Source organism: Pseudomonas subflava, assembly GCF_023823685.1.
Classification (GTDB): domain Bacteria; phylum Pseudomonadota; class Gammaproteobacteria; order Pseudomonadales; family Pseudomonadaceae; genus Aquipseudomonas; species Aquipseudomonas subflava.
Genome location: NZ_JAMXBF010000007.1, coordinates 31,457 through 56,433, shown reverse-complemented (window position 1 = coordinate 56,433; position 24,977 = coordinate 31,457). Strand labels below are relative to the sequence as shown.

Annotated in this window: 19 protein-coding genes; 3 read left to right on the top strand and 16 right to left on the bottom strand. The window is 65.7% G+C overall.

Translation table 11 applies throughout. From position 1 onward, the window contains the following. Nucleotides 1-11: 11 nt before the first annotated feature. The 4 genes from NF616_RS11640 to rpsU form a co-directional block, all read right to left on the bottom strand. Complete coding sequence (locus NF616_RS11640; RefSeq protein WP_252273447.1) at nt 12-3,746, bottom strand: bifunctional diguanylate cyclase/phosphodiesterase; 3,735 nt, start codon at nt 3,744-3,746, stop codon at nt 12-14. A gap of 83 nt (nt 3,747-3,829) precedes the next feature. Then, entirely contained in the window at nt 3,830-5,674 is a 1,845-nt protein-coding gene (gene rpoD, locus NF616_RS11635) for an RNA polymerase sigma factor RpoD (RefSeq protein WP_252273446.1), read from the bottom strand. Between the two features lie 67 nt (nt 5,675-5,741). Beyond that, complete coding sequence (gene dnaG / locus NF616_RS11630; RefSeq protein ID WP_252273445.1) at nt 5,742-7,745, bottom strand: DNA primase; 2,004 nt, start codon at nt 7,743-7,745, stop codon at nt 5,742-5,744. A 153-nt stretch (nt 7,746-7,898) separates the two neighbouring features. After that, a complete protein-coding gene (rpsU, locus tag NF616_RS11625) occupies nt 7,899-8,114 on the bottom strand; it encodes a 30S ribosomal protein S21 (RefSeq protein ID WP_021702507.1) in 216 nt (71 codons plus the stop codon). 203 nt (nt 8,115-8,317) lie between these two features. Here rpsU and tsaD point away from each other — a divergent pair, with 203 nt between their 5' ends. Further along, nucleotides 8,318-9,343 (top strand): tRNA (adenosine(37)-N6)-threonylcarbamoyltransferase complex transferase subunit TsaD, encoded by a 1,026-nt coding sequence (gene tsaD, locus NF616_RS11620; RefSeq protein WP_252273444.1) that lies wholly within the window; start codon nt 8,318-8,320, stop codon nt 9,341-9,343. A 19-nt stretch (nt 9,344-9,362) separates the two neighbouring features. Here tsaD and plsY read toward each other — a convergent pair whose 3' ends face one another. Beyond that, a complete protein-coding gene (gene plsY / locus NF616_RS11615; protein WP_252273443.1) occupies nt 9,363-9,932 on the bottom strand; it encodes a glycerol-3-phosphate 1-O-acyltransferase PlsY in 570 nt (189 codons plus the stop codon). Between the two features lie 75 nt (nt 9,933-10,007). On the opposite strand from plsY, the gene folB reads away from it, so the two are divergent. Both folB and folK read left to right on the top strand, forming a co-directional pair. Beyond that, the gene (folB, locus tag NF616_RS11610; RefSeq protein WP_252273442.1) at nt 10,008-10,361 is read left to right on the top strand and encodes a dihydroneopterin aldolase; all 354 of its coding nucleotides are present in this window, start codon (nt 10,008-10,010) and stop codon (nt 10,359-10,361) included. Next, nucleotides 10,358-10,885 (top strand): 2-amino-4-hydroxy-6-hydroxymethyldihydropteridine diphosphokinase, encoded by a 528-nt coding sequence (gene folK, locus NF616_RS11605; RefSeq protein ID WP_252273441.1) that lies wholly within the window; start codon nt 10,358-10,360, stop codon nt 10,883-10,885. The genes folB and folK overlap by 4 nt, the downstream gene beginning before the upstream one ends. A gap of 16 nt (nt 10,886-10,901) precedes the next feature. Here the strand turns inward: folK and NF616_RS11600 are convergent, their stop codons facing one another. From NF616_RS11600 to NF616_RS11550, 11 genes are all read right to left on the bottom strand, one after another. Further along, nucleotides 10,902-12,137 (bottom strand): multifunctional CCA addition/repair protein, encoded by a 1,236-nt coding sequence (locus NF616_RS11600; RefSeq protein WP_252273440.1) that lies wholly within the window; start codon nt 12,135-12,137, stop codon nt 10,902-10,904. 75 nt (nt 12,138-12,212) lie between these two features. Then, on the bottom strand, nt 12,213-13,778 hold the full coding sequence (locus tag NF616_RS11595) for a SpoVR family protein (protein WP_252273439.1): 1,566 nt from the start codon (nt 13,776-13,778) through the stop codon (nt 12,213-12,215). 10 nt (nt 13,779-13,788) lie between these two features. Next, a complete protein-coding gene (locus NF616_RS11590) occupies nt 13,789-15,060 on the bottom strand; it encodes a YeaH/YhbH family protein (protein WP_252273438.1) in 1,272 nt (423 codons plus the stop codon). A gap of 82 nt (nt 15,061-15,142) precedes the next feature. Further along, nucleotides 15,143-17,065, bottom strand: a complete 1,923-nt coding sequence (locus tag NF616_RS11585; RefSeq protein ID WP_252273437.1) for a PrkA family serine protein kinase — start codon at nt 17,063-17,065, stop codon at nt 15,143-15,145. Nucleotides 17,066-17,331: 266 nt separating this feature from the next. Next, nucleotides 17,332-17,661 (bottom strand): thiosulfate sulfurtransferase GlpE, encoded by a 330-nt coding sequence (gene glpE / locus NF616_RS11580; RefSeq protein WP_252273436.1) that lies wholly within the window; start codon nt 17,659-17,661, stop codon nt 17,332-17,334. Beyond that, the gene (locus NF616_RS11575; protein WP_252273435.1) at nt 17,658-18,479 is read right to left on the bottom strand and encodes a symmetrical bis(5'-nucleosyl)-tetraphosphatase; all 822 of its coding nucleotides are present in this window, start codon (nt 18,477-18,479) and stop codon (nt 17,658-17,660) included. The genes glpE and NF616_RS11575 overlap by 4 nt, the downstream gene beginning before the upstream one ends. After that, complete coding sequence (gene apaG, locus NF616_RS11570; protein WP_252273434.1) at nt 18,479-18,859, bottom strand: Co2+/Mg2+ efflux protein ApaG; 381 nt, start codon at nt 18,857-18,859, stop codon at nt 18,479-18,481. Before apaG ends, NF616_RS11575 begins: the two co-directional genes overlap by 1 nt. 31 nt (nt 18,860-18,890) lie before the next feature. Beyond that, complete coding sequence (gene rsmA / locus NF616_RS11565; RefSeq protein WP_252273433.1) at nt 18,891-19,703, bottom strand: 16S rRNA (adenine(1518)-N(6)/adenine(1519)-N(6))-dimethyltransferase RsmA; 813 nt, start codon at nt 19,701-19,703, stop codon at nt 18,891-18,893. Between the two features lie 128 nt (nt 19,704-19,831). Continuing rightward, the gene (pdxA, locus tag NF616_RS11560) at nt 19,832-20,824 is read right to left on the bottom strand and encodes a 4-hydroxythreonine-4-phosphate dehydrogenase PdxA (protein ID WP_252273432.1); all 993 of its coding nucleotides are present in this window, start codon (nt 20,822-20,824) and stop codon (nt 19,832-19,834) included. 88 nt (nt 20,825-20,912) lie between these two features. Then, nucleotides 20,913-22,205, bottom strand: a complete 1,293-nt coding sequence (locus tag NF616_RS11555; RefSeq protein WP_252273431.1) for a peptidylprolyl isomerase — start codon at nt 22,203-22,205, stop codon at nt 20,913-20,915. After that, nucleotides 22,186-24,945, bottom strand: coding sequence for an LPS-assembly protein LptD (locus tag NF616_RS11550; RefSeq protein ID WP_252273430.1), 2,760 nt, complete (start codon nt 24,943-24,945; stop codon nt 22,186-22,188). The genes NF616_RS11555 and NF616_RS11550 overlap by 20 nt, the downstream gene beginning before the upstream one ends. Nucleotides 24,946-24,977 lie beyond the last annotated feature (32 nt).

Here is a 24,977-nt window from a genome sequence, read left to right as displayed (position 1 = left end):
AGAGCGGCGGATTATAGCGGCGCCTTTTCCGCGCTGCCAATCGGAAGCGGGCCGAGGAAATTGGCGGCGAAGGACTCGGCCGAGAGCGGCCGGCTGATCACGTAGCCCTGGATCTGCTGGCAGCCTTCGTTGGTCAGAAAGATCTCCTGGGCCTTGGTCTCGACGCCCTCGGCGATCACCGTCATCTGCAGGCCGCGGCCGAGGGCGATGATGGCGCGGGTGATCGCGGCGTCTTCCGCGTCGCCCGGCAGGCCTTGGACGAAGGACTTGTCGATCTTCAGGATGTCCAGCGGCAGGCGCTTGAGGTAGCTGAGCGAGGAATAGCCGGTGCCGAAGTCGTCGATGGCTAGCTGCAGGCCGAGCTCCTTGAGTTCGTGGAGGATCGGCAGGGCCTCTTCGGCCTGGGTCATGATGAAGCTCTCGGTGATCTCCAGTTGCAGGGCCGGGGCCTGCAGGCCGAAGTCGGCGAGGGTGCCGGCGATGCGCTCGGTCAGCTGCGGCTGGCGCAACTGGCTGCCGGAGAGGTTGATCGAGAGCGGGCCGAACGGCGCGTGGGCATCCTGCCAGGCGCGCATCTGCCGGCAGGCCTCCTGCAGCACCCAGTCGCCGAGCTGCAGGATCATGCCGTTGTCTTCGGCCAGGGGGATGAAACGGTCCGGCGGGATGTCGCCGAACACCGGGTGGTGCCAGCGCAGCAGGGCCTCGGCGCCGACCAGATGGCCGCTGTGCAGGCACAGCTTGGGCTGGTAGTGCAGGCTCAGCTCGTCGCGCTCGATGGCGCGGCGCAGTTCCAGTTCCAGGGTCATGCGCTCGGTGGCCTGGAAGGTCAGGTGGCGGGTGTAGAACTCGATGCGGTTGCGGCCCTTGGCCTTGGAGCTGTACATGGCCGCGTCGGCATTCTTGACCAGGGTGGCGACGTCGCCGCCGTCCTCGGGGAACAGGCTGATGCCGATGCTGGCGCTGATGAAGAATTCGTGGCCTTCGGCCTGGAAGGGCGCGTTGAAGCAGGTCAGCAGTTTGGTCGCCACACGCTCGGCATCGCGCGGGTCGTGCAGGCCCGGTAGCAGGACGATGAACTCGTCGCCGCCCAGGCGCGCCACGGTGTCGACCTCGCGCAGCTGTTCACGCAGGCGCAGGGCGATGCCCTTGAGCAGCTGATCGCCCACCGGATGGCCGAGGCTGTCATTGATGTGCTTGAAGCGGTCCAGGTCGAGGAACATCACGGCGCCGCGGCGCTGGTCGCTGCGGGCGTCGTTCAGCGCCGTGTCCAGGCGGCTCTCGAACAGCATGCGGTTGGGCAGGCCGGTGAGCGGGTCGTGGTGGGCCTGGTAGTCCAGGCGCGCCTGGGCGTGCTTGAGCGAGCTGATGTCGGCGAACACGCCGACGAAGTGGGTGATCTGCCCGCTCTGGTCTCGCACCGCGCTGATGGTCAGCCATTCCGGGAACAGCTCGCCGTTCTTGCGCTGGTTCCAGATCTCGCCCTGCCAGTGTCCTTCGGCCGTCAGCCGCTGCCACATGGCGTCGTAGAAGGCGCGGTCGTGCCGACCCGAGGCCAGCAGGCGCGGGCTGTTGCCCAGCGCCTCCGCCTCGCTGTAGCCGGTGATCTCGCTGAAGGCGCGGTTGACCGCGGTGATGCGCTGGTCGAGGTCGGTGATCATCACGCCCTCGGCGGTGCTCTCGAAGACGGTGGCGGCCTGGTGCAGGCGCTCCTGCATCTGTTCGCGTTCGGTGATGTCGCGGGTGATGATCAGCATGCACGGCTCGCCTTCGATCATGATCGGCTGGACCGTGAGGTCGCCGAGCCGTCGCTGGCCGTCGCGCGTGCCGATCCAGGCGCGGAAGTCGCGCAGTGCACCCTGGGTGCGGAGCTGGGTGATCATCTCGTCGCGGTCATGCGGGTCGGCCCACAGGCCGAGTTCGAGGGTGGTGCGCCCGATCACCTGCTGGCTGTCGTGGCCGGTGATGCAGGTGAAGCCCTCGTTGGCCTCGATGATCGAGCCATCGCGCTGGCGGGTGATCAGCAGGCCGTCCGGCGACGCGTGGAAGGCCTTGGCGAACTTCTCTTCGGACAGGCGCAGTTGCTGCTGGGTGCGCTTCACTTCGGTGATGTCGCGCACCGCGACCACCAGGGCCGGCTGGCCGTCCATCTCGATGTGTTGCGCGGAGATGAGGCCGGTGAACTGTTCGCCGTTACTTCGGCGGAACGGCATTTCCAGGTTGTTGAGGATTTGCCGCTGCAGGCTGTTGAGCAGCATCGGGCCGATGCTCGGCAGGCCCCAGATGTCCAGCTCGGTGGCGGTCTTACCCACGGCGTCGCGGGCGTCGATGCCGAGCTGCTGCTCGAAGGTGCGGTTGACGGTGAGCAGCACACCGTCGACGCGGCGGGCAATGACCAAGACGTCCGGGCAGTTGTGGAAGACCCGCTCGAAGCGCTCCTCGGAGCGCCGCCGCTCGTCCTCGATACGTTTGGCCTCGCTGATGTCGATCATCAGCCCGCGCAGCACGGTGCCCTCGTCCGTGGCGATGGGGGTGATGATGTCGCGGATCCACACGACCCGGCCGTCGGCGGCGAGCATCCGGTACTCCAGGCTGTGGTCGCGCCCGGCCTCGCTCTCGGCGTGGCAGTAGTCCCGTGCCATGCCGGCGTCGTCGGGGTGCAGGCTGCGCTCCCAGAAGCCAGCTTCCAGCCACTTTTGGCGTGGGTAGCCGAGCAGCTTCTCGGCATGCGGCGAGACGTAGGTGAAGCGGAAGTCCGCCATGTTCATCTGCCAGGCGACGGTGTTGAGGCTCTCCACCAGGCCGCGGTAGTGCTGTTCGCTGCCGCGAAGGCGCCTTTCCAGCACGCGCCGCTCGCGCATCTCCCGGCGCAGGCGACGGTTGACGTAGAGCACCGCGCCCAGCACCAGCAGCGCCACCAGCAGGATCGGCACGCCATACAGCAGCAGCGTGTGCTGCCAGGTGCTGCGACCGTCCAGCACGCTGCCGACCCAGGGCTCCTGCAGGGCGGCGATCTCTTCCGGGGTGAGCTCGGCGAGCAGCTTGTCGAGGATGCCGATCAGCGCCGCGTGCTTGCGCGGGGCGGCCATCGCCAGCTGATAGCGGTAGGGCGTCTCGCCACTCACCTGCAGCCCCTCGAGCTTGAGCTGGCGCAGGCTCCAGATGCTCGAGGCGAGGTCGCCGACCATGGCGTCGACCCGGCCGGTGGCCAGTGCCTGCAGGGCGGCATAGACGCTGGGCAGCGGCTGCAGGTTGAGGTCGGGATGGCGGCTGCGCAGCAGCTCGTGCGGCGCGTAATCCTCGACCACGGCGACCTTGAGGCCGTACAGCTGCTCGAGCCGGCGCGGCTGCGGGCCGTCGAGCCGGGCGAGGATGACGATAGGAAAGTCGAGGTAGGGGCGGGTGAAGGCCAGGTCGCGCTGGCGTTCGGGCGTGGACATCACGCCCGGCAGCAGGTCCAGGCGACCGGCCCTGGCGCGGGTCAGCACCTCGCTCCAGCTGCTCGGCTCCACCGGCAGCATGCGCACCTGCAGGCGCTTTTCGATGAGTTCGACGTAGGCGGCGCTCAGGCCGCTGTAGCGCCCCTCGTCGTCACGGAACTCGAAGGGTGGCCAGGAAGCGTCGATGCCCAGGTGCAGCTGCGGGTGCTCGGCCAGCCAGGCCTGCTCGTCCGAGCTGAGCTCGAGCGCCGCCGCCGGGCACGCCCAGCACGCCAGACACGACAGGAGAATGGCCAGCAGACGCGACATGCGACGGGTCCGGGAGCGTGGGAGATGCTTTCAGTGTAGTTCGCGCAGAAGCAAAAACCCCGGCCTGTGCCGGGGTTTTGCCATCACTCGTCGAGGAACGAGCGAAGGTGCTCGCTGCGAGTCGGATGGCGCAGCTTGCGCAGCGCCTTGGCCTCGATCTGACGAATACGCTCGCGGGTGACATCGAACTGCTTGCCGACTTCCTCGAGGGTGTGGTCGGTGTTCATGTCGATGCCGAAGCGCATGCGCAGCACCTTGGCTTCGCGGGCGGTGAGCCCGGCCAGGACTTCGCGGGTCGCTTCCTTGAGGCTTTCCACGGTGGCCACCTCGATCGGCGACTGCATGGTGGAGTCCTCGATGAAGTCGCCCAGGTGCGAATCTTCGTCGTCGCCGATCGGCGTCTCCATGGAGATCGGCTCTTTGGCGATCTTCAGTACCTTGCGGATCTTGTCCTCGGGCATCTCCATGCGCTCGCCCAGCTCTTCCGGAGTCGGCTCGCGGCCCATCTCCTGCAGCATCTGGCGGGAGATGCGGTTGAGCTTGTTGATCGTCTCGATCATGTGCACCGGAATACGGATGGTGCGCGCCTGGTCGGCGATCGAGCGGGTGATCGCCTGGCGGATCCACCAGGTGGCGTAGGTCGAGAACTTGTAGCCGCGGCGGTATTCGAACTTGTCCACCGCCTTCATCAGGCCGATGTTGCCTTCCTGGATCAGGTCGAGGAACTGCAGGCCGCGGTTGGTGTACTTCTTGGCGATGGAGATCACGAGACGCAGGTTGGCCTCGACCATTTCCTTCTTCGCCCGGCGAGCCTTGGCTTCGCCGATGGACATGCGACGGTTGATGTCCTTGATCTCGGCGATCAGCAGGCCGGCGTCGGCCTCGATCGCGGCCATCTTTTCCTGGCAGCGCTGGATATCGCCCTGCAGGTTGCCGATGGCTTCGGCGTACTTGGCCTTGCCCTTCGCCAGACCGGCGGTCCAGGCGGTGTCGACTTCGTTGCCGGGGAACAGCTTGAGGAAGTCGGCGCGCGGCATGCGGGCGTCACGTACGCACAGCTGCATGATGGCGCGCTCTTGGGAGCGGACTTGGTCCAGGGAACCACGAACGCGCTCGACCAGAGCCTCGAACTGCTTCGGCACCAGCTTGATCGGCATGAACAGCTCGGCCAGGAGCTGCTGCTCCTTGTCCGCCTGCTTGCTGCCGCGGCCGTGCTTCTTCAGCGCCTTGCGGGCCTTCTCGAGCTGCTCGGCCACCGCGCCGAAGCGGCGTGCGGCTTCTTCCGGGTCCGGGCCGCCGTCGCCTTCGTCGTCGGAATCGCTGTCGCTTTCCTCGTCTTCTTCCTCGTCGTCCTTGGCCTCGGCGCTGGCTTCCTTCAGCTCGGGCTCGACTTCCTCGGCCGGCAGGCTGCCGTCATCCGGGTCGATGTAGCCGCTGAGGACGTCGGACAGGCGACCGCCTTCGGTGGTGACGCGCTGGTATTCGGCGAGGATGCTGTCGACGGTGCCGGGGAACAGGGAGATGGCCCCCATGACCTCACGGATGCCTTCCTCGATGCGCTTGGCGATTTCGATCTCGCCTTCGCGGGTCAGCAGCTCCACGGTACCCATTTCACGCATGTACATGCGCACCGGGTCGGTGGTGCGGCCGATGTCGGTCTCTACCGCGGCCAGGGCAGCGGCGGCTTCTTCGGCAGCGGCTTCGTCGGTGTCGGCTTCGGCCAGCAACAGGGCATCCGCATCCGGAGCGCTCTCGAATACGTTGATCCCCATGTCGTTGATCATGCGGATGATGTCTTCCACCTGTTCCGGATCGGAAATATCCTCCGGCAGGTGGTCGTTGACCTCCGCGTAAGTCAGGTAACCCTGCTCACGGCCACGGCTGATCAACTCTTTCAAACGAGACTGCTGTTGCGCTTTTCCGGACATAGCACCCTATCCACTGAAGGTCTTGGCGGGCTGAAAATAAGCCGAGGATTATACCCGATTTGACGCTTCACGCGCCAGTTGGGCTCTTGCTGTGGGTCGATGAGGCGTGGCTGAAGTGCTCTCTCAGTAGAGCTTTCTCTTCATCGCTCAGTTCGCTGGGGCTCTTGTGCATGACGCTCCGCAGCAGTTGGTCGCGGTGTTTCTTCAGCTGGCCCTGGGTAAGTGTAGTAATGGTGTCGAAGAACTGCTTTTCAAGATTGTCGCCTTCGATCAGCCACTCCTTTTCGGCCAGTGCGCGCAGCAGACGGCCCTGTTCGGTGCCGTGCCAGCGGGCGATCAGCTGCAGCGAGCGCAGCTTCGGGCTCTTCTGCAGGGTGCCGACCAGGGCAACCAGTAGCTGTGCATAAGTATCGTCTTCGTCGGCGAAGTGGCTGACATCCTCGACCTTTTGCGCCAATTGCGGGTGGTGCAGCAGGGTGCGCAGGGCGGTCAGAGTCGGCGACTCGACGTGCACCGGCTTGCGTGGCGGTGCGCCGTCGCGCGGGCCCTTTTTCCAGTCTCCGCCCTTGCGCCAGTCGCCGTCCTTCTTCCAGGCGCGACCCTCGCCTTTCTGCCAGGGTTTCTTCTGCTCGTAGGCCTCGGCCGGCGGCTCGATGTGGTCGGCGTAGTCGGCGACATCGCCGTAGTCCGGCTGTGCGTCGTAGTAATGGCCGTAGTCGGCCGGCGGCTCGTGCCCGGCGGGTGACGGAGCCGGCGCGGGCGGTGCGCTCTGGGCAACCTGCTGCAGCATCTCGCCGGAGAGCCCGGTGATTTCGGACAGCCGCTGGCGCATCAGGGCGCGCAGGTGATTGCCGGGGATCTTGTCGATCAGCGGTGCGGCCAGGGTCACCAGATGCGCCTTGCCCTCCAGCGAGCGCGGATCGGCCTCTTCCGAGAGCTGCTGGAAGAAGTAGTCGGCCAGCGGCTGGGCGTGCTGGTTGATGCGCGCACGGAAGGCGTCCGTGCCTTCCTGGCGTACCAGCGTGTCCGGGTCTTCACCCTCGGGCAGGAACAGGAAGCGCGCGCGGCGGCCGTCCTGCAGGTTGCTCAGGGTGGCCTCCAGGGCGCGCCAGGCCGCCTTGCGACCGGCGGCGTCGCCGTCGAAGCAGAACAGCACGCTGGGCACCAGGCGGAACAGGCGCTTGAGATGCTCCTCGCTGGTGGCGGTACCGAGGGTCGCCACGGCGTTGCGCAGACCCTGCTGAGCCAGGGCGATGACGTCCATGTAGCCCTCGACCACCATGATCTCGTCGAGATCGCGGTTGCTCTTGCGCGCCTCGTACAGGCCGTAAAGCTCCTGGCCCTTGTGGAATACGGGGGTCTCGGGGGAGTTCAGGTACTTGGGCTTGTCGTCGCCCAGCACCCGGCCGCCGAATGCGATGACGCGGCCGCGGCTGTCGCGGATGGGGAACATCACACGGTCGCGGAAGCGGTCGTAGATGCGGCCGTTCTCGGCATTCTCGATCAGCAGGCCGGCGTCGATCATCGCCTTCTGCTGCAGCTTGTCGCCGCCCAGGTGCTTGTGCAGGTTGTCCCAACCCGGCGGGGCGAATCCCAGACCGAAGTCGCGGGCGATTTCGCCGGTCAGGCCGCGGCCCTTGAGATACTCCACTGCCGCTTTGCGCGTCGGATGGCTCTTCAGGGCCTGGCGGTAATAGTCGGCGGCGGCAGTGAGCAGCGGGTAGAGCGGCGAGTCGGTGGGCTGGCGCGGGGTGCGGCCGCGGCCGCTTTCCTCGCGCGGTACGTCCATGCCGGCGCGCTTGGCCAGATCCTCGACGGCCTGGGGGAAGTCCAGGCTGTCGTGGTCCATGACGAAGCCGAGGGCATTGCCGCCGGCGCCGCAGCCGAAGCAGTAGTAGAACTGCTTGTCCGGGCTGACGCTGAAGGAGGGGGTTTTCTCCTTGTGAAACGGGCAGCAGGCGGTGTAGTTCTTGCCGGCCTTCTTCAGCTGGATGCGCGAACTCACCACCTCGACTATGTCGGTGCGGTTGAGCAGGTCATCGATGAAGGACTGCGGGATCAGGCCGGCCATGAGCTCGTCGGTGTGCTGTTGCCAGAGGCGGGAGCATAAACGAAAAAACTCCGGTCATTCGCCGGGTGGCGAAGCGGAGTCGGGTACAGCCAGAAATGCAAAGCCCGGCCGGAGCCGGGCATCGCGGAAGCCTTTAGCGGCGCGACTGATAACTCAGTACAGGCGCTCGCGACGACGCTGCTCGCGCTGCACTTTCTTGGCGTGGCGCTTAACAGCGGCAGCGGCCTTGCGCTTACGCTCGGTGGTGGGCTTCTCGTAGAACTCGCGGCTGCGGACTTCGGCCAGGACGCCGGCCTTTTCGCAGGAGCGCTTGAAACGACGCAGAGCTACGTCGAAGGGTTCGTTCTCTTTAACTTTGACGGCTGGCATCCAGGTCGTACCTTCACTGTTTTACCGAATGGACGACGCGATCCGGCAAGGGCACGGGAGTACGTCGGTTTTCAAGGGCTGCGGATATTAACGCCTCACGCCAAGGAATGCAAAGCCTCTGATCGAAAAGCGCTGGCCCGGCCGGGGGGCGGCGATTATCATGCGCGCCTCCTTTTATAGCCAGTGTTGAAGGTTCTAACCCCATGCTAGTGCTGGGCCTGGAAACCTCCTGCGACGAGACCGGCGTCGCCCTCTACGACAGCCAGCGCGGCCTGTTGGCCGATGCCCTGTTCAGCCAGATCGACCTGCACCGCGTCTACGGCGGCGTGGTGCCGGAGCTGGCCTCGCGCGACCACGTCAAGCGCATGCTGCCGCTGATCCGCCAGGTGCTGGCCGAGGCCGGTGCCGAGCGCGAGCAGATCGAGGCCGTCGCGTATACCTCGGGCCCCGGTCTGGTCGGCGCGCTGTTGGTCGGCGCCGCCTGCGCCCAGGCGTTGGCCTTTGCCTGGGGCATTCCAGCGGTGGGCGTGCACCATATGGAGGGCCACCTGCTGGCCCCGATGCTGGAGGAAGCGCCGCCGGCCTTCCCGTTCGTCGCGCTGCTGGTCTCCGGCGGCCACACCCAGCTGGTGCGGGTCGACGGCATCGGCCGCTATCAGTTGCTCGGCGAGTCGCTGGACGACGCCGCCGGCGAGGCATTCGACAAGACCGCCAAGCTGATGGGCCTGCGCTACCCGGGTGGCCCGGAAATCGCCCGTCTGGCGGAATCCGGCTCGCCGGGGCGCTTCACTTTCCCGCGACCGATGACCGATCGCCCCGGCCTGGACTTCAGCTTCAGCGGCCTGAAGACCTTTACCCTCAACACCTGGCAGCAGTGCCGCGATGCCGGTGACGCCAGCGAACAGACCCGCGCCGACGTCGCCCGGGCGTTCCAGGATGCGGTGGTCGATACCCTGACCATCAAGTGCAAGCGCGCGCTCAAGCAGACCGGCCTCAACAGCCTGGTGATCGCCGGCGGCGTGAGTGCCAACTCGGCCCTGCGCCAGTCGCTGGAAAGCATGCTGGCCGGGCTCAAGGGCCGGGTGTTCTACGCTCGCCCGCGCTTCTGCACCGACAACGGCGCGATGATCGCCTACGCCGGCTGCCAGCGCCTGTTGGCAGGTCAGCACGAGGGGCCGGAGATCATGGTGCAGGCGCGCTGGCCGATGGAGCAGCTGCCCGCCATATGAGCGTGGCTCAGCTCGGGGTTTAGAAATGTCGTTCGCGTCCGGCTACCAGGTCGCGTAGATTGCCGCGATGGCGCCAGACGATCAGCCCGGTCAGCACGCACATCGGCAGCAGCGCTTCCGGTTGTTGCCAGGCCAGCAGCGGCAGGGTCAGCGGCGTGGCGATCAGCGAAGCGAGCGAACTGGTGCGGGTGAGGAAGAAGGTCAGCGCCCAGGCGGCGAGGGCCAGCAGGGCGGCCGGCGGATAGAGGCCGAGCAGCATGCCGGCGGCGGTGGCGACGCCCTTGCCGCCGCGAAAACGGAAATACAGCGGATAGAGGTGGCCGACCACCGCGGCCAGGCCAACCCAGGCCTGTTGCTGGATGTCGAAGCCGAGCAGGTCGGCGACCAGCACCGGCAGCAGGCCCTTGAGCAGGTCGCCGAGCAGGGTCAGCACCGCCAGCTTCTTGCCGGCCACCCGCAGCATGTTGGTGGCGCCGGGGTTGCCCGAGCCGCTGGCGCGAGGGTCCGGCCCACCGACCAGGCGGCTGAGCAGGATGGCGAAGGACAGCGAGCCGATCAGGTAGGCGAGCAGTGCCAGCAGCCAGAGCATGGTATCCATTCCGGGGCGAGGGAGCCCCGATTCTAGCGGCGGGGCGCAGGTCTTGTCGTGCAGCGGAGACGAGGTTTGGACAAGGTTTTCATCGAAGGTCTGGAAGTCGACACCCTGATCGGGGCCTACGACTGGGAGCGCGGCATTCGCCAGTGCCTGCTGCTGGACCTGACATTTGCCTGGGACATCCGCCCGGCCGCCGCCGGTGACGACCTGAGCAAGGCCCTCGATTACGCCGCGGTCAACCAACAGGTGCAGGCCTTTGCCGCCGCCGCGCAGTTCGAGCTGGTGGAGACCTTCGCCGAACGCCTGGCCGAGCAGCTGTTGGAGCGCTTCAACGCGACCTGGCTGCGCCTGCGGGTGACCAAGCCGGGCGTCAACGCCGCGGCCCGCGCGGTGGGTGTGGAAATCGAGCGCAGCCGGCCATGACCCTCATCTTCCTCGGCCTGGGCAGCAACGCCGACCGCACGCTGCACCTGACCGCCGGGCTCGACGCCCTTGCCGGGTTCGTCCAGGACCTGCGTTGCTCGCCAGTGTTCGAGAGCCGGCCGGTGGGTATCAAGAGCGGCAATTTCTACAACCTGGTGGTCAGCGGCCGCACCGAGTTGTCGTTGCAGGAGCTGGACCGCCGGCTCAAGTTCATCGAGGCCGACAACGGCCGCTACGCCCCCGAGCGCAAAGGCTTGCCGCTGGACATCGACGTGCTGCTCTACGGCGATCAGGTGGGCAACTTCGATGGCCTGGTGCTGCCGCGGGCGGAGATCCTGAAGAACGCCTTCGTGCTCTGGCCGCTGGCGTTGCTGGCGCCCGACGTGGCTCATCCCGAGGCGAGCCGGCCGTTTGCCGCGCTGTGGGAAGAGGCACGAATCGACCAGCAGCTGTGGCCGGTACCCTTCGCCTGGCGTGGCGTCGAGCTGACGCCGGCCGAGCTGATCGAGGCAACGTCCTCGTAAGGCGCGCCACGCTCACCTACGGTTCGGGGTGGGCGGCCTGCTTGTAGGCCTTGAGCGCCTTCAACCGCTCGCCCTTGAGCGCCTCCCCCAGTTCCGCACCCTTCAGGCCACGCTCGACCAGCGGTTGCACCGCCACCGCACGCGCAGCCTGCATGGCGCCGCGCAGGTAGTCGGCCTGCGGATAGCCGCGCTGTTCCAGGCCCTGGCGGCCGCGGGCGTCCATCTCGCAGGCGGCGATGAATTCCTCGAAGCGCTGCGGCCGGCGGTAGACGTCGAAGCTCTGCAACAGCTCCAGCAGGGTGCTCGGGCGTAGCTCCAGCGCGCGGTGGCTATGGGTGTGGTATTCGCCGACCAGCCGGGCCAGTTCGGCGCAGTCGCGCGGCACCTTGCAGCGCAGGTTCACCGCGTCGATCAGTTTCAGCCCGCGGGTCTCGTGGGCGATGTGCCGTGGCCATTCATCCTCGGGCGTGCGGCCCTTGCCCAGGTCGTGCAGCAGGCAGGCCCAGCGCACCGTCAGCGGCTGTTCGTGCAGCGCACACTGGTGCAGCACCATCAGGCAATGCACGCCGGTGTCCACCTCGGGGTGATGCGTCTCAGGCTGCGGCACGCCGAACAGCGCATCGAGCTCTGGCAGCAGCCGCGCCAGGGCGCCGCAGTCGCGCAGCACCTGGATGAACACATCCGGGCGCGGCTCCATCAGCGCACGGGAGATCTCCTTCCAACTGCGCTCGGGCGTCAGTGCCTCCAGTTCGCCGGAGCCTGCCAGCTGGCGCATTAGCGCCAGGGTCTCGGTGGCGACACGGAAGCCCAGCGGCGCATAACGCGCCGCGAAGCGCGCCACCCGCAGAACGCGCAGTGGGTCCTCGGCAAAGGCAGGGGAGACGTGGCGCAGCAGGCGGTCTTCGAGGTCCTGCAGGCCGCCGTAGGGGTCGATGACCTGGCCGTGGTCATCCTCGGCCATGGCGTTGATGGTCAGGTCGCGGCGGATCAGGTCGTCTTCGAGAGTCACGTCGGGGCTGGCGTGGAAGGTGAAGCCGCCGTAGCCCTTTCCCGATTTGCGCTCGGTGCGCGCCAGGGCGTATTCCTCGCCGCTCTCGGGGTGCAGGAACACCGGGAAGTCGCTGCCCACCGGGCGAAAACCCTGGGCCTGCATGGCTTCGGCGGTGGCGCCCACCACCACCCAGTCGGTGTCGCTCACCGGCCGGCCGAGCAGGCGGTCGCGCACGGCGCCGCCAACCTTGTAGATCTGCATGTCGATTCCTCCGTTGCCGCGGAGGATAAGCGAAAGCGCCGACCGGCGCTTACCGCCGGTGGCTGAAGGGTTGGATCAGATGAGCGGGATCACCAGGTCCAGGCGCGGATACTCGTTTTCGTCGCCCTGCTCGTTGCTCGGCGGCACCCGCTGCACGCCGACCAGTTGATCGCCGCGCATGCTTTCCAGGTGGATATCGAAGCCCCACAGCCGATGCAGGTGCTTGAGCACCTCGCCGCTGGAGTCGCCGAGCGGTTTGCGGTCGTGCTGCTGGTGGCGCAGGGTCAGCGAGCGGTCGCCGCGGCGATCGACGCTCCAGATCTGCACATTGGGCTCGCGATTGCCCAGGTTGTACTGCGCCGCCAGGGCCTCGCGGATCTGCCGATAGCCGAGCTCGTCGTGGATGGCGGGGATCAGCAGGTCGTCCTTCTGGTCGTCGTCCAGCACGCTGAACAGCTTCAGGTCGCGGATCACCTTGGGCGAGAGGAACTGCAGGATGAAGCTCTCGTCCTTGAAGTTCTGCATGGCGAACTTGAGGGTGGTCAGCCAGTCGCTGCCGGCGATGTCCGGGAACCAGCGCTTGTCTTCCTCGGTGGGGCGTTCGCAGATGCGCCGCAGGTCGCTGTAGATGGCGAAGCCCAGCGTGTAGGGGTTGATGCCGCTGTAGTACGGGCTGTCGAAGCCCGGCTGGTAGACCACGCTGGTGTGCGCCTGCAGGAACTCCATCATGAAGCCCTCGGTGACCAGGCCTTCGTCGTACAGGTCGTTCATCAGCGTGTAGTGCCAGAACGTGGCCCAGCCCTCGTTCATCACCTGGGTCTGGCGCTGCGGGTAGAAATACTGCGCGATCTTGCGCACGATGCGCACCACTTCGCGCTGCCAGGGTTCCAGCAGCGGGGCGTGCTTCTCGATGAAGTAGAGGATGTTTTCCTGCGGCTCGGCCGGCCAGCGCCGGTTGTCCTGTTCGCCGCCTTTGTGCTCGCTCTTGGGAATGGTGCGCCAGAGGTCGTTGATCTGCCGTTGCAGGTGTTCCTCGCGGTCCTTCTGCCGGCGCCGCTCCTCCTCGGCGGAGATGGGGTAGGGGCGCTTGTAGCGGTCCACGCCGTAGTTCATCAGGGCGTGGCAGGAGTCGAGCAGGTCTTCCACTGCGTCGATGCCGTGGCGCTCCTCGCACTGCATGATGTACTGCTTGGCGAACACCAGGTAGTCGATGATCGAGCTGGCGTCGGTCCAGGTGCGGAACAGGTAGTTGCCCTTGAAGAAGCTGTTGTGGCCGTAGCAGGCGTGGGCAATCACCAGGGCCTGCATGCACATGGTGTTCTCTTCCATGAGGTAGGCGATGCAGGGGTCAGAGTTGATCACGATCTCGTAGGCCAGGCCCATCTGGCCGCGCGAATAGCCCTTCTCGGTGGCCAGGAAGTGCTTGCCGTAGGACCAGTGGTGGTAGCCCAGCGGCATGCCGACGGAGGCGTAGGCGTCCATCATCTGCTCGGCGGTGATCACCTCGATCTGGTTGGGGTAGGTGTCCAGCGCGTAGCGCTCGGCGATGCGGGCGATCTCGCGGTCGTACTGGCGGATCAGCTCGAAGGTCCATTCCGAGCCGGTGGAGAGCGGTTGGCGGCGTTTCTCGGCTGCGTTCATGGGGCTGCCCTCAGGTGGCCATGCGGCGCTGGAACAGCTCGCGGAACACCGGGTAGATGTCTGCGGCGGAAACCAGCTGCTGCTGGGCGAAGGACGCGGCGAAGGCCTCGCCGACCTGTTCGTATTCGTACCACAGCGCCTGGTGTTCGCGCGGGGTGATCTCGACATAGGTGAAGTACTGGACGAACGGCATGATCTGGTTGATCAGGATGTCGCGGCACACCGGCGAGTCGTCGTTCCAGTTGTCGCCGTCCGAGGCCTGGGCGCCGTAGATGTTCCATTCGTTGGTCGGGTAGCGCTCGGCCATGATCTCCTGCATCAGCTTGAGCGCGCTGGAAACGATGGTGCCGCCGGTTTCCCGCGAATAGAAGAACTCCTCCTCGTCCACCTCCTTCGCGCTCGTGTGGTGGCGGATGAACACCACTTCGATGCGCTCGTAGTTCCGCTTAAGGAACAGGTATAGGAGGATGAAAAAGCGCTTGGCGACATCCTTGGTGGCCTGGGTCATCGAGCCAGACACGTCCATCAGGCAGAACATCACCGCCTTGGAGCTGGGGTTGGGCTGCTTGGTCAGCAGGTTGTACTTGAGGTCGAAGGTGTCGAGGAAGGGAATGCGGTTGATCCGCACGCTGAGTCGCTCCAGTTCCGCCTCCAGTGCCTGGATGTCGCCGAAGTTGTCCGGCTCCTCGCGCCTGAGGCGTTCCAGTTCGGCCTTCACCTCGCGCAGCTTGGCGCGGCTGGAGCCGGACAGGGCGATGCGCCGGGCGTGCGCGGATCTCAAGGTGCGGACGATATTGATGCGCGAGGGGTTGCCCTCGCTGCTGATGCCGGCGCGCACGGTTTTGAAGGTGTCGGTGCCCGTCAGGTGGCGCTTGACCAGGTTGGGCAGCTCCAGGTCCTCGAACATGAAGTCGAGGAACTCTTCCTGGGTGATCTGGAAGACGAACTCGTCCATGCCCTCGCCGGAATTGCTCGCCTTGCCCGCGCCGCGGCCACCGCCGCCGCCGGAGGGGCGCGGCACGTGGTCGCCGGCGTTGAACTCCTTGTTGCCGGGGTGAACGATGGTCTGCCGCCCGCCGCGGCCGTGGTGCAGCACCGGCTCGTCGATGTCGCGGCCGGGAATGCTGATCTGCTCGCCGTGCTCCATGTCGGTGATGGAGCGCCGGCTGACGGCCTCCTCGACGGCCTTCTTGATGTGCTCACGGTAACGCCGCAGGAAGCGCTGGCGGTTCACCGTGCTCTTGTTTTTGCCGTTCAGACGCCGGTCGATGACGTAGCTCATGAATGCTCCTCAGGGCCTGGCGCGTGCGACCCGGCCCGACGGCGACCGGCACCGCGGAACGTGCCGCGGTGCCGATGGCAGACTACTGCGACTTGCGAACCCGCAGATACCACTCGGACAACAGGCGCACCTGCTTCTCGGTGTAGCCGCGCTCGACCATGCGCTTGACGAAGTCGTTGTGCTTCTGCTGGTCCTCCTTGCTGGCCTTGGCGTTGAAGCTGATGACCGGCAGCAGGTCCTCGGTGTTGGAGAACATCTTCTTCTCGATCACCACGCGCAGCTTCTCGTAACTGAGCCAGGTGGGGTTCTTGCCGTTGTTATTGGCGCGGGCGCGCAGCACGAAGTTGACGATTTCGTTGCGGAAGTCCTTCGGGTTGCTGATGCCGGCCGGCTTCTCGATCTTCTCCAATTCCTCGTTGAGCGCCACGCGGTTGAGGATCTCGCCGGTCTCCGGGTCGCGGTATTCCTGGTCCTGAATCCAGAAATCGGCGTACAGCACGTAGCGGTCGAAGATGTTCTGCCCGTATTCGCTGTAGGACTCGAGGTAGGCGGTCTGGATTTCCTTGCCGATGAACTCGATGTAGCGCGGCGCCAGGTACTCCTTGATGTAGCGCAGATAGCGCTCGCGCACCTCGGCCGGGAATTGCTCCTGCTCAATCTGTTGCTCCAGGACGTAGAGCAGGTGCACCGGGTTGGCGGCCACCTCGTGCGGATCGAAGTTGAACACCTTGGAGAGGATCTTGAAGGCGAAGCGGGTCGACAGGCCGTTCATGCCCTCGTCCACGCCGGCACTGTCGCGGTACTCCTGGATCGACTTGGCCTTGGGGTCGGTATCCTTGAGGTTCTCGCCGTCGTAGACGCGCATCTTCGAGTAGATGTTGGAGTTCTCCGGCTCCTTCAGGCGCGACAGGGTGGAGAACTGGGCGAGCATCTTCAGGGTGTCCGGCGCGCAGTGGGCGTTGGCCAGCGAGCTGTGGGTGAGCAGCTTGTCGTAGATCTTGATCTCGTCGGTGACGCGTAGGCAGTAGGGCACCTTGACGATGTAGATGCGGTCGATGAACGCCTCGTTGTTCTTGTTGTTGCGGAAGCTGTGCCACTCGGACTCGTTGGAGTGGGCGAGGATGATGCCGCTGTAGGGCAGCCCGCCGAGGCCCTCGGTGCTGTTGTAGTTGCCCTCCTGGGTGGCCGTCAGCAGCGGGTGCAGCACCTTGATCGGCGCCTTGAACATCTCGACGAACTCCATCAGGCCTTGGTTGGCCCGGCACAGCGCGCCCGAATAGCTGTAGGCGTCGGCGTCGTTCTGCGGGAATTCCTCGAGCTTGCGAATATCCACCTTGCCGACCAGGGCCGAGATGTCCTGGTTGTTCTCGTCGCCCGGTTCGGTCTTGGCGATGGCGATCTGGTTGAGGATCGAGGGGTGCAGCTTGACCACGCGGAACTTGCTGATGTCGCCGCCGAACTCGTTGAGGCGCTTGGTCGCCCAGGGCGACATGATCGAGCGCAAATAGCGCTGCGGAATGCCGTATTCCTCTTCGAGGATCTTGCCGTCTTCGTCGGCGTTGAACAGGCCGAGCGGCGACTCGAACACCGGCGAGCCCTTGATGGCGTAGAAGGGGATGTGCTCCATCAGCTGCTTGAGCTTCTCGGCCAGCGAGGACTTGCCGCCGCCTACCGGGCCAAGCAGGTAGAGGATCTGCTTCTTCTCCTCCAGGCCCTGGGCGGCGTGGCGGAAGTAGGAGACGATCTGGTCGATGCACTCTTCCATGCCGTGGAAGTCGGCGAAGGCGGGGTAACGACGGATCACCTTGTTGGAGAAGATCCGCGACAGCCGCGGGTCGGTCGAGGTGTCCACCAGCTCGGGCGACCCGATGGCCATCAGCATGCGCTCGGCGGCCGTGGCGTAGGCACTCGGGTCCGATTTGCACAGTTCCAAATATTCCTGCAGGGAATATTCTTCCTGCCGAGTCGCCTCGAACCGTTGCTGGAAGTGGCTGAATATACTCATGACTGCACCTCGCTCGCTTGCAATGAGCCGGCGTGGGTCATTCGGGCGGGTGCGCGCAAGGGTGGCCGTAAAACCGCTGGAAATCCCCCAGACACCGCAAGATCGCTACCGATGGCCCGGAACCGGTGTGCCGGCTCTCCCTTCTGGATGGCCTCAGTGGAAGAGTAGTTCGGTTTCGGTGGAGGCAAGCGTGGCGAAAGGGTGACAAGGGGTTGCCATTCGTCGTCAGGCCGGGCGTGACGGGGGCTGTCGCCCCGCGAATTTTTTTACTCGGCCTCGCCGCGGGCGACCTGATCGGGATACTGGCTGTGCCACAGCTCGAAACCACCGTCGAGGCTGTAGACCTCGGAAAAGCCCTGGTGTGCCAGGTAGGCGGCGGCGCTCTGGCTGGAGTTGCCGTGGTAGCAGGCGACGATCAGCGGCTGGTCGAAGTCGGCCTGGGCGATGAAGTCAGGCAGGCTGTGGTTGTCCAGGTGGCGGGAGCCACTGATATGACCGTTGGCGAAGCTCTGTGGGTCGCGGATGTCGACCACCACGGCGCCCTGTTCGCGCAGGGCCTGGGCCTGCTCGGGGGGGATGCGTTTGAATTCGCTCATTTCAGGTCCTCGCAGCTGCACAGGTGGCGTTCGCCACTGTCGACGTTCATCAGGGTCATGGTGCCGCCCCACACGCACCCGCTGTCCAGGGCGGACAGGCCGGGCTCGTCGCACTTGCCTTCCAGCGCCGCCCAGTGGCCGAAGATGATCTTCTGGCCGCGGGCCTTGCGGCTCGGCCAGGAGAACCAGGGCGCGTAGCCGGGCGGAGCGCTGTCCAGCCCTTCCTTGCTCTTCAGGTCGAGGGTGCCGTCCTCGGTGCAGAAGCGCATGCGGGTGAAGTAGTTGGTGATCACCCGCAGGCGGGTGACGCCGTGCAGGTCGCTGTCCCATTTGGCCGGCTCGTTGCCGTACATGCCGTCGAGATACAGCGGCAGGCGCGCATCGTCGCGCAGCACTTCCTCGACCTCGGCGGCGCGCTTGAGCGCCTTCTTCAGCGTCCATTGCGGTGCAATGCCGGCGTGGACCATGGCGATGTCGCGCTGCTCGTCGTAATGCATGAGCTTCTGCAGGCGCAGCCATTCCAGCAGGTCGCGGCGGTCCGGGGCGTCGAGGATCTCCTGCAGGGTGTCGTTCTTCTTCAGGCGCTCGATGTTGTGGGCGGCGGCCAGCAGGTGCAGGTCGTGATTGCCCAATACGCAGACCAGCGAATCGCGGATCGAATAGAGGAAGCGCAGGGTTTCCAGGGATTCGGGGCCGCGGTTGACCAGGTCGCCGACCAGCCACAGCGTGTCCCGCTGCGGATCGAAGGCGACCCGCTGCAACAGGCATTTCAGCGGCTGCAGGCAGCCCTGCAGGTCGCCCACCGCGTACGTGGCCATCAGTGCAGCGCTCCGGGCACGGCCAGGCGGAACGGCGCGATGATGGCGTCGAAGCGTTTGCCGTCGTCGGCGACCATCTGGTAGCTGCCGTGCATGTTGCCGACCTTGGTCGCCATCACGGTGCCGCTGCTGTACGTGTGGCTCTGGCCCGGCTCCAGGTGCGGCTGCTGGCCGACCACGCCGGCGCCGCGCACTTCCTGCACGCGGCCGTCGCCGTCGGTGAGGACCCAGTGGCGGCTGAGCAGTTTTGCCGCCTCGCTGCCGCCGTTATGGAGGGTCACGGTGTAGGCGAAGGCGTAGCGGTTCTGCTCGGGCGTGGATTGCTCGGGCAGGTAGCGGGTCTCGACGCTTACGTCGATCTGGTAACGCGGGTCGGCCATCTGCAAGAACTCGACAGGCTGAAAGGGCAGTTTAGTCCGCCGGGTCGGCGGCCTGGCGTTCGGCCAACTGATCGGCCAGACGCACGAAGGCGGCCAGGTCCAGCTGCTCCGGGCGTAACCCGCCATCCACGCCAGCGGCTTCGATGGCTTCGTTCGGCAACAGCTGCTTGAGCGTGTTGCGCAGGGTCTTACGTCGCATATTGAACGCCTCGCGCACCACCCGTTCGAGCAGGCGATGGTCCTTGGCCAGATGTGGCAGCGTTTCGTGCGGCACCAGGCGGACGATGGCCGAGTCGACCTTCGGAGGCGGGTTGAAGGCCCCCGGGCCGACGTTGAACAGGTGCTCCACCCGGCAGTGGTACTGGACCATGATCGACAGCCGGCCCCAGTCGCCGCCACCCGGCTCGGCGGCCAGTCTTTCTACGACCTCCTTCTGCAGCATGAAGTGCATGTCGCGGATCAGCGAGGCGTTGTCCAGCAGATGGAAGATCAGCGGAGTGGAGATGTTGTACGGCAAATTGCCGACCACGCGCAGGCTGTGCGGTGCGGCCTCCAGGCGGGTGAAGTCGAACTTCAGCGCGTCGCCCTGATTGAGTTTGAAGCGCGGGTTGTCGCCGAACTTGCCCTGCAGGATGGGGATCAGGTCGAGGTCCAGTTCGATCACGTCGAGTTGCGCGCCGCTGCCCAGCAGACCTTCGGTCAGCGCGCCCTGGCCCGGGCCGATCTCCAGCAGGCGCTCGCCCTCCTTGGCATGGATGGCGCGCAGGATGCGATGGATCACCCCGGCATCGTGCAGGAAGTTCTGGCCGAAGCGCTTGCGGGCGCGGTGTTGGTATTCGGACATCGATACGGCTCCAGGCCCGGGGCTGGCGCCCCGGGCGGATAAGCGAAAAGGGGCGCAGTTTAACAGGGAAAGCCGCCGGCCCGGATGCGATCCGGCACGTGTGCTCCGCGGATCGCTCGGCATCGCCGCTATCGGCGGCTGGCGGCCATCTGGTAGGCGGTCTCCAGCGCCACCTGCAGGCTGCCGGTATCGATCCGGCCGGTGCCGGCCAGGTCCAGCGCGGTGCCGTGGTCGACCGAGGTGCGGATGATCGGCAGGCCTAGGGTGACGTTGACCGCGGCGCCGAAGCCCTTGTATTTGAGCACCGGCAGGCCCTGGTCGTGGTACATGGCCAGCACGGCGTCGCAGTGATCGAGATGCTTGGGGGTGAACAGGGTGTCGGCTGGCAGCGGGCCGACCAGGTTCAGGCCCTCGTCGCGCAGGCGCTGCAGGGTGGGCTCGATCACCTCGATCTCCTCGCGACCCAGATGACCGCCCTCACCGGCATGCGGATTGAGGCCGCAGACCAGGATGCGCGGCTCGGCGATGCCGAACTTCTCCACCAGGTCGGCGTGCAGGATGCGGGCGACCCGCGCCAAGCGTTCGGCAGTGATGGCGGCCGCCACGTCCTTGAGCGGTAGGTGGGTGGTCACCAGCGCCACGCGCAGGCCGCGGGTGGCCAGCATCATCACCACCTGCTCGGTGGCGGTCAGCTCGGCGAGGAATTCGGTGTGTCCCGAGAAGGCGATGCCGGCCTCGTTGATCACGCCCTTGTGCACCGGTGCGGTGATCATCCCGGCGAAGGTGCCATCGATACAGCCCTGGCCGGCGCGTGTCAGGGTTTCCAGCACATAGGTGGCGTTGCGGCTATCCAGCTGGCCGGGTGCGACGGGGGCCTGTAACGGCGTATCCCAGACATACAGGCTGCCCGCGGGAGCGGGTCCGTGCGGCCAGCGGTCGGGGTCGACATCGCGCAGTTCGATCTCCAGCCCCAATCGGGCGGCACGCTCGGCCAGCAGGGCGCGGCTGGCCACTGCCACCAGCGCCTCGGGCTGTGCTTCCCGGGCCAGCAGCAGACACAGGTCGGGGCCGATGCCGGCGGGCTCGCCGGGGGTCAGGGCAAACGGGCGGGATGGAGTCATGTCGGCCTCGGAAAGTCTGGCGGTACAGGCGTATCTTACGCCCAAGAAAAAGCCCGGCGGTGCCGGGCTCGTTCGGATCGATCAGGCCTCAGAGCTTGATCTCGACGTAGGCCTCGTCGCGGATCTGGCGCAGCCAGGCCTCCAGTTCCTCGTCGTACTTGCGGTTGCGCAGGACATTCATCGCCTGCTGCTCGCGGTACTGCTCGCTGCTGTCGGTGGCGCGGCGGCCCAGCACTTCCAGCACGTGCCAGCCATAGGGGCTCTTGAACGGCTCGGACAGCTGGCCACTCGGGGTCTTGGCCATGACTTCGCGGAATTCCGGCACCAGGGCGTTGGGGTCGATCCAGTTCAGGTCGCCGCCATTGAGCGCCGAGCCCGGGTCTTCGGAGAAGCTCTTGGCCAGGGTGGCGAAGTCCTCGCCGGCGACGATGCGCTCGTACAGACGCTCCACCAGGCGGCGGGTCTCCTCTTCGCTGCGCACCTCGTTGGGCTTGATCAGGATGTGGCGTACATGCACCTCGTCGCGCACCAGGGTGTCGCCGCCGCGCTTGTCCAGCAGCTTGACGATCATGAAGCCGGTGGGCGTACGCACCGGCTCGGTGATGTCGCCAACCGACAGCGCGCGGATCATCTCGACGAAGGCCGGCGGCAGCTGCGCGGCCTTGCGCCAGCCGATCTCGCCACCCTCCAGCGCGTTCTCGCTGGCGGAGTTGGACATGGCGGCCTGGCCGAAGTCGGCGCCGTTGCGCAGGCTGTCGTAGACCTGGGAGGTCTTCTCGGCGGCAGCGCGAATCTGGTCTGGCGAGGCCGCTTCCGGTACCGGGATCAGGATGTTGGCCAGGCGGTACTCTTCCGAGAGCTGCATCTGGCCCTGCTCGGAGGCGAGGAAGTTCTGCACCTCCTGGTCGGTCACCTGGATGCGCTCGGCCACGCGGCGCTGACGCACGCGGCTGATGATCATCTCCCGGCGCACCTGTTCGCGAGCCTCCTCGAAGGACAGGCCGTCACGGGCCAGGGCCGCGCGGAACTGGTCCAGGCTCAGCTTGTTACGCTGAGCGATGCTGGCCATCGCCTGGTTGAGTTCCTCGTCGGTGATGCGGATGCCCGAGCGGTCGCCGACCTGCAGCTGCAGGTTCTCGACGATCAGGCGTTCCAGCACCTGCTGCTGCAGCACATCCTGCGGCGGCAGCTGGCCGCCGCGCTTGCCGATGGTCTGCTCGACCTCGCGCAGGCGCTGGTCCAGCTGGCTGTACATGATCACATCGTTGTCGACGATGGCGACCACGCGATCGAGGGATTGAAACTGCGCCTGGGCGCCGGATGCGAGGAGTACTGCGCCCAACAGCAGGGGGCGCAGGCAATCAGAAAGCTTGTTCTTCACGTTCACGGTAACCTTGGATGCCTTGCTCGAGGAAACTGTCCGTCTTGCCGCCCAGCACGTTGCCGAGGCCCTTGAGGACGATTTGCAGGAAGATGCCGCGATCCGGCTCTTCGTTGGCTTCCGGGTTGAGGCTGGTTTCGTCGTAGTCGACCCAGTAGCGGTTGATCAGACGCAGCTTCCAGCAGCAGCTGTCGTACTCGAAGCCACCGAAGGCCTCGAGGGTGCGGTCACGCGCATAGTCGCGCTGCCAGCGTGCGATCACGCTCCATTGCGGCACGATCGGCCAGATGACCGAGAAATCGTGCTGCTGGATCTTGTAGTAGTCCTTGATGTAATTGGGCTGGCCTTCAACACCGAAGTCGCTGCCGTAGGTCCAGGTGCCGCTCGCCTGGTCATAGCGCATGGTGTCGTTGCGGTAGCGGTAACCGGCGTTGATCACCTTGTTCGGGTTGTCTTCCGGCTGATAGTGGAACATCAGGCTGCCGGAGCGGGTGCGATGGCTGTCGCCGTCCCAGTTGAAGTCCGAACTCACCCGCCAGTCGCGATTGAAGCGGTACATGTATTCCAGCGCGTAGGGCGACAGGTCGGAGCGGGCATCGTCACGGGTGCGGTAATCGATGCCGGGCATCTGCACCTTGCGATCGGCGAAGTGGATGGCCTGGCCGATGCTGAAACGCTGACGCTCGAAGCCATTGTCTTCGATCCAGCGGTTGGTCACGCCCAGCGACAGCTTGTTCTCGTCGCCGATGCGGTCACGGCCGCTGAAGCGGTTGTCGCGGAACAGCGAGGCATAGTTGAAGGTGCTTTCGCCGGTATCGAATACCGGAATCTCGTCCTGATCCTCGTTGGGCACGTACAGGTAGTACGCGCGCGGCTCGAGGGTCTGACGGAAATTGGTGCCGAACAGCTGGGTGTTGCGGTCGAAGTACAGGCCGCTGTCCAGGCTGAAGATCGGTACGCTGCGGTCCGGGCTATCCTCGAAGTCACCGCCCACCTGCGACCGGCCAAGAGAGTCCAGATCCAGATCGTACTGGGTGTAGGCGTACTTCAGGCTCGGTTTGACGTAGCCCCAGGTCGCTTCCATCGGCAGGCTGATGCCCGGTTCGATATGGATGCGTTCGCCATTGGCGCGTGCGAGGCCGCGCACGTTGTTGTCGTACCAACGCTCGGGATTGCCATTCTCATCAATGAAGTTGCCGCTGCGCAGGTCGCGGTCAAAGCGCACGTATTCGGTGCCATAGAAAAGCTCCAGGCCACCCGGCTGGAACGGTAGCTTGCCGTCCAGAGTCAGCTGCGGCAGGCGCTCGTACGGCGTCACGTCGATAACGCTGGTAGCCTCGTAGGCATGAGCGTTCAGGCGAGCGGTGAAGCTGTCGCCACGCCAGGTCAGCGTGCCGCGCTGGTTGAGGAAGTCCGGGGTTTCCAGGTTTTCCAGATCGCTGTTCAGGTCCTGGAAATAGTAGGGGTCGCTGATGTCGGTGTAGTCGACTTCCGCCAGCAGGCGCTCGTCCAGCCCCTGTTTGTGCTGCCAGTTGTACATCCAGCGCTGGTCTTCGTATTCGGACTGTAGCTCGCGCTCGTCTTCCTTGTCGTCCAGATACGCGCCGCCGACCTGGCCCTCGCTGCTCTGGGTCAGGTAGCGGAGCTCGCCTTCCATCAGCAGGCCACGCTTGGCCATGTAGGTCGGATAGAGCGTGGCGTCGTAATTGGGCGCCAGGTTGAAATAATAGGGCGTCGACAGCGAGAAACCGCTGTCGCTGGAGGTGCTGATGCTCGGCGCGAGGAAGCCGGACTGGCGGCGATCGTCGATAGGGAAATAGATGTACGGGGTGTAGAACACCGGAATGTCCTTCACCCGCAGCGTCACGTTGGTCGCGGTGCCGAAGCCGGTGGCCGGGTTCAACTTGATGTTGTTGCCCCTCAGGTGCCAGGCGTTGCTGCCCGGTTCGCAGCGGGTATAGGTGCCGTCCTTGAGGCGGACGATGGCGCTTTCATCGCGTTTGGCGTAGAGCGCGCTGCCGCGTACATGACCTTTATGGATCACGTACTCGGCGTTTTCGACCTTGGCTTCGCCGTTGTCCAGCTGGATCTCGGCACGGTCGCCAACCACCAGCATGCCGTTGTCGCGGATGCGTACGTTGCCTTTCAGTTCGCCGCGGTTCTCGGTCTGGTGCAGGCTGGCTTCGTCGGCCTCGACCTGCATGCTCGACTGGCGCAGCACCACGTCGCCGGCCAGGGTGGCGGTCTGCTTCTCCTGCTCGTAGCGCGAGGCCTTGGCAGAGACGAACATCGGCGACTCGTCCATCGGCGTGTCGTCGCTCATGCCCGGGCGCAGCGGTTCCACGTAGGCACCGGCGCAGTACGGGCCGGCCTCGGCCAACTGGGCGGCGGTCAATTGTTCGCGTGGCACCCAATCCAGATGGCTGTAGTCGGCGCTGCGGCTGCGCAGGGCGCGGCCTCCGCTCTCGGTGACCAGCACCGGCTGCTCGCCCTGCGCTTCTACCGGCTGGCCGTCGGCATTGGCCACGGCGCTGACGCTCGAGACGGTGTGCTGCGGCCGCGGCAGTTGGGCGGTGGCGTCGGTTTTCGGGGCGCAGGCCCAGCCGCCGGTGGGGGATGCGCTGCAGTCGTATTGTTCGGCGGCAACGGCGAAGTGGGAGGCCAGAGGTTGCAGGGCCAGCAGTCCGCCGGTCACCAGCAAGGGGAATTTTTTACGGAACAGGGGGAGGTTTACTGCCATCTTGTTAGTCCGGGCTTCCTGCGCGCCTTCGA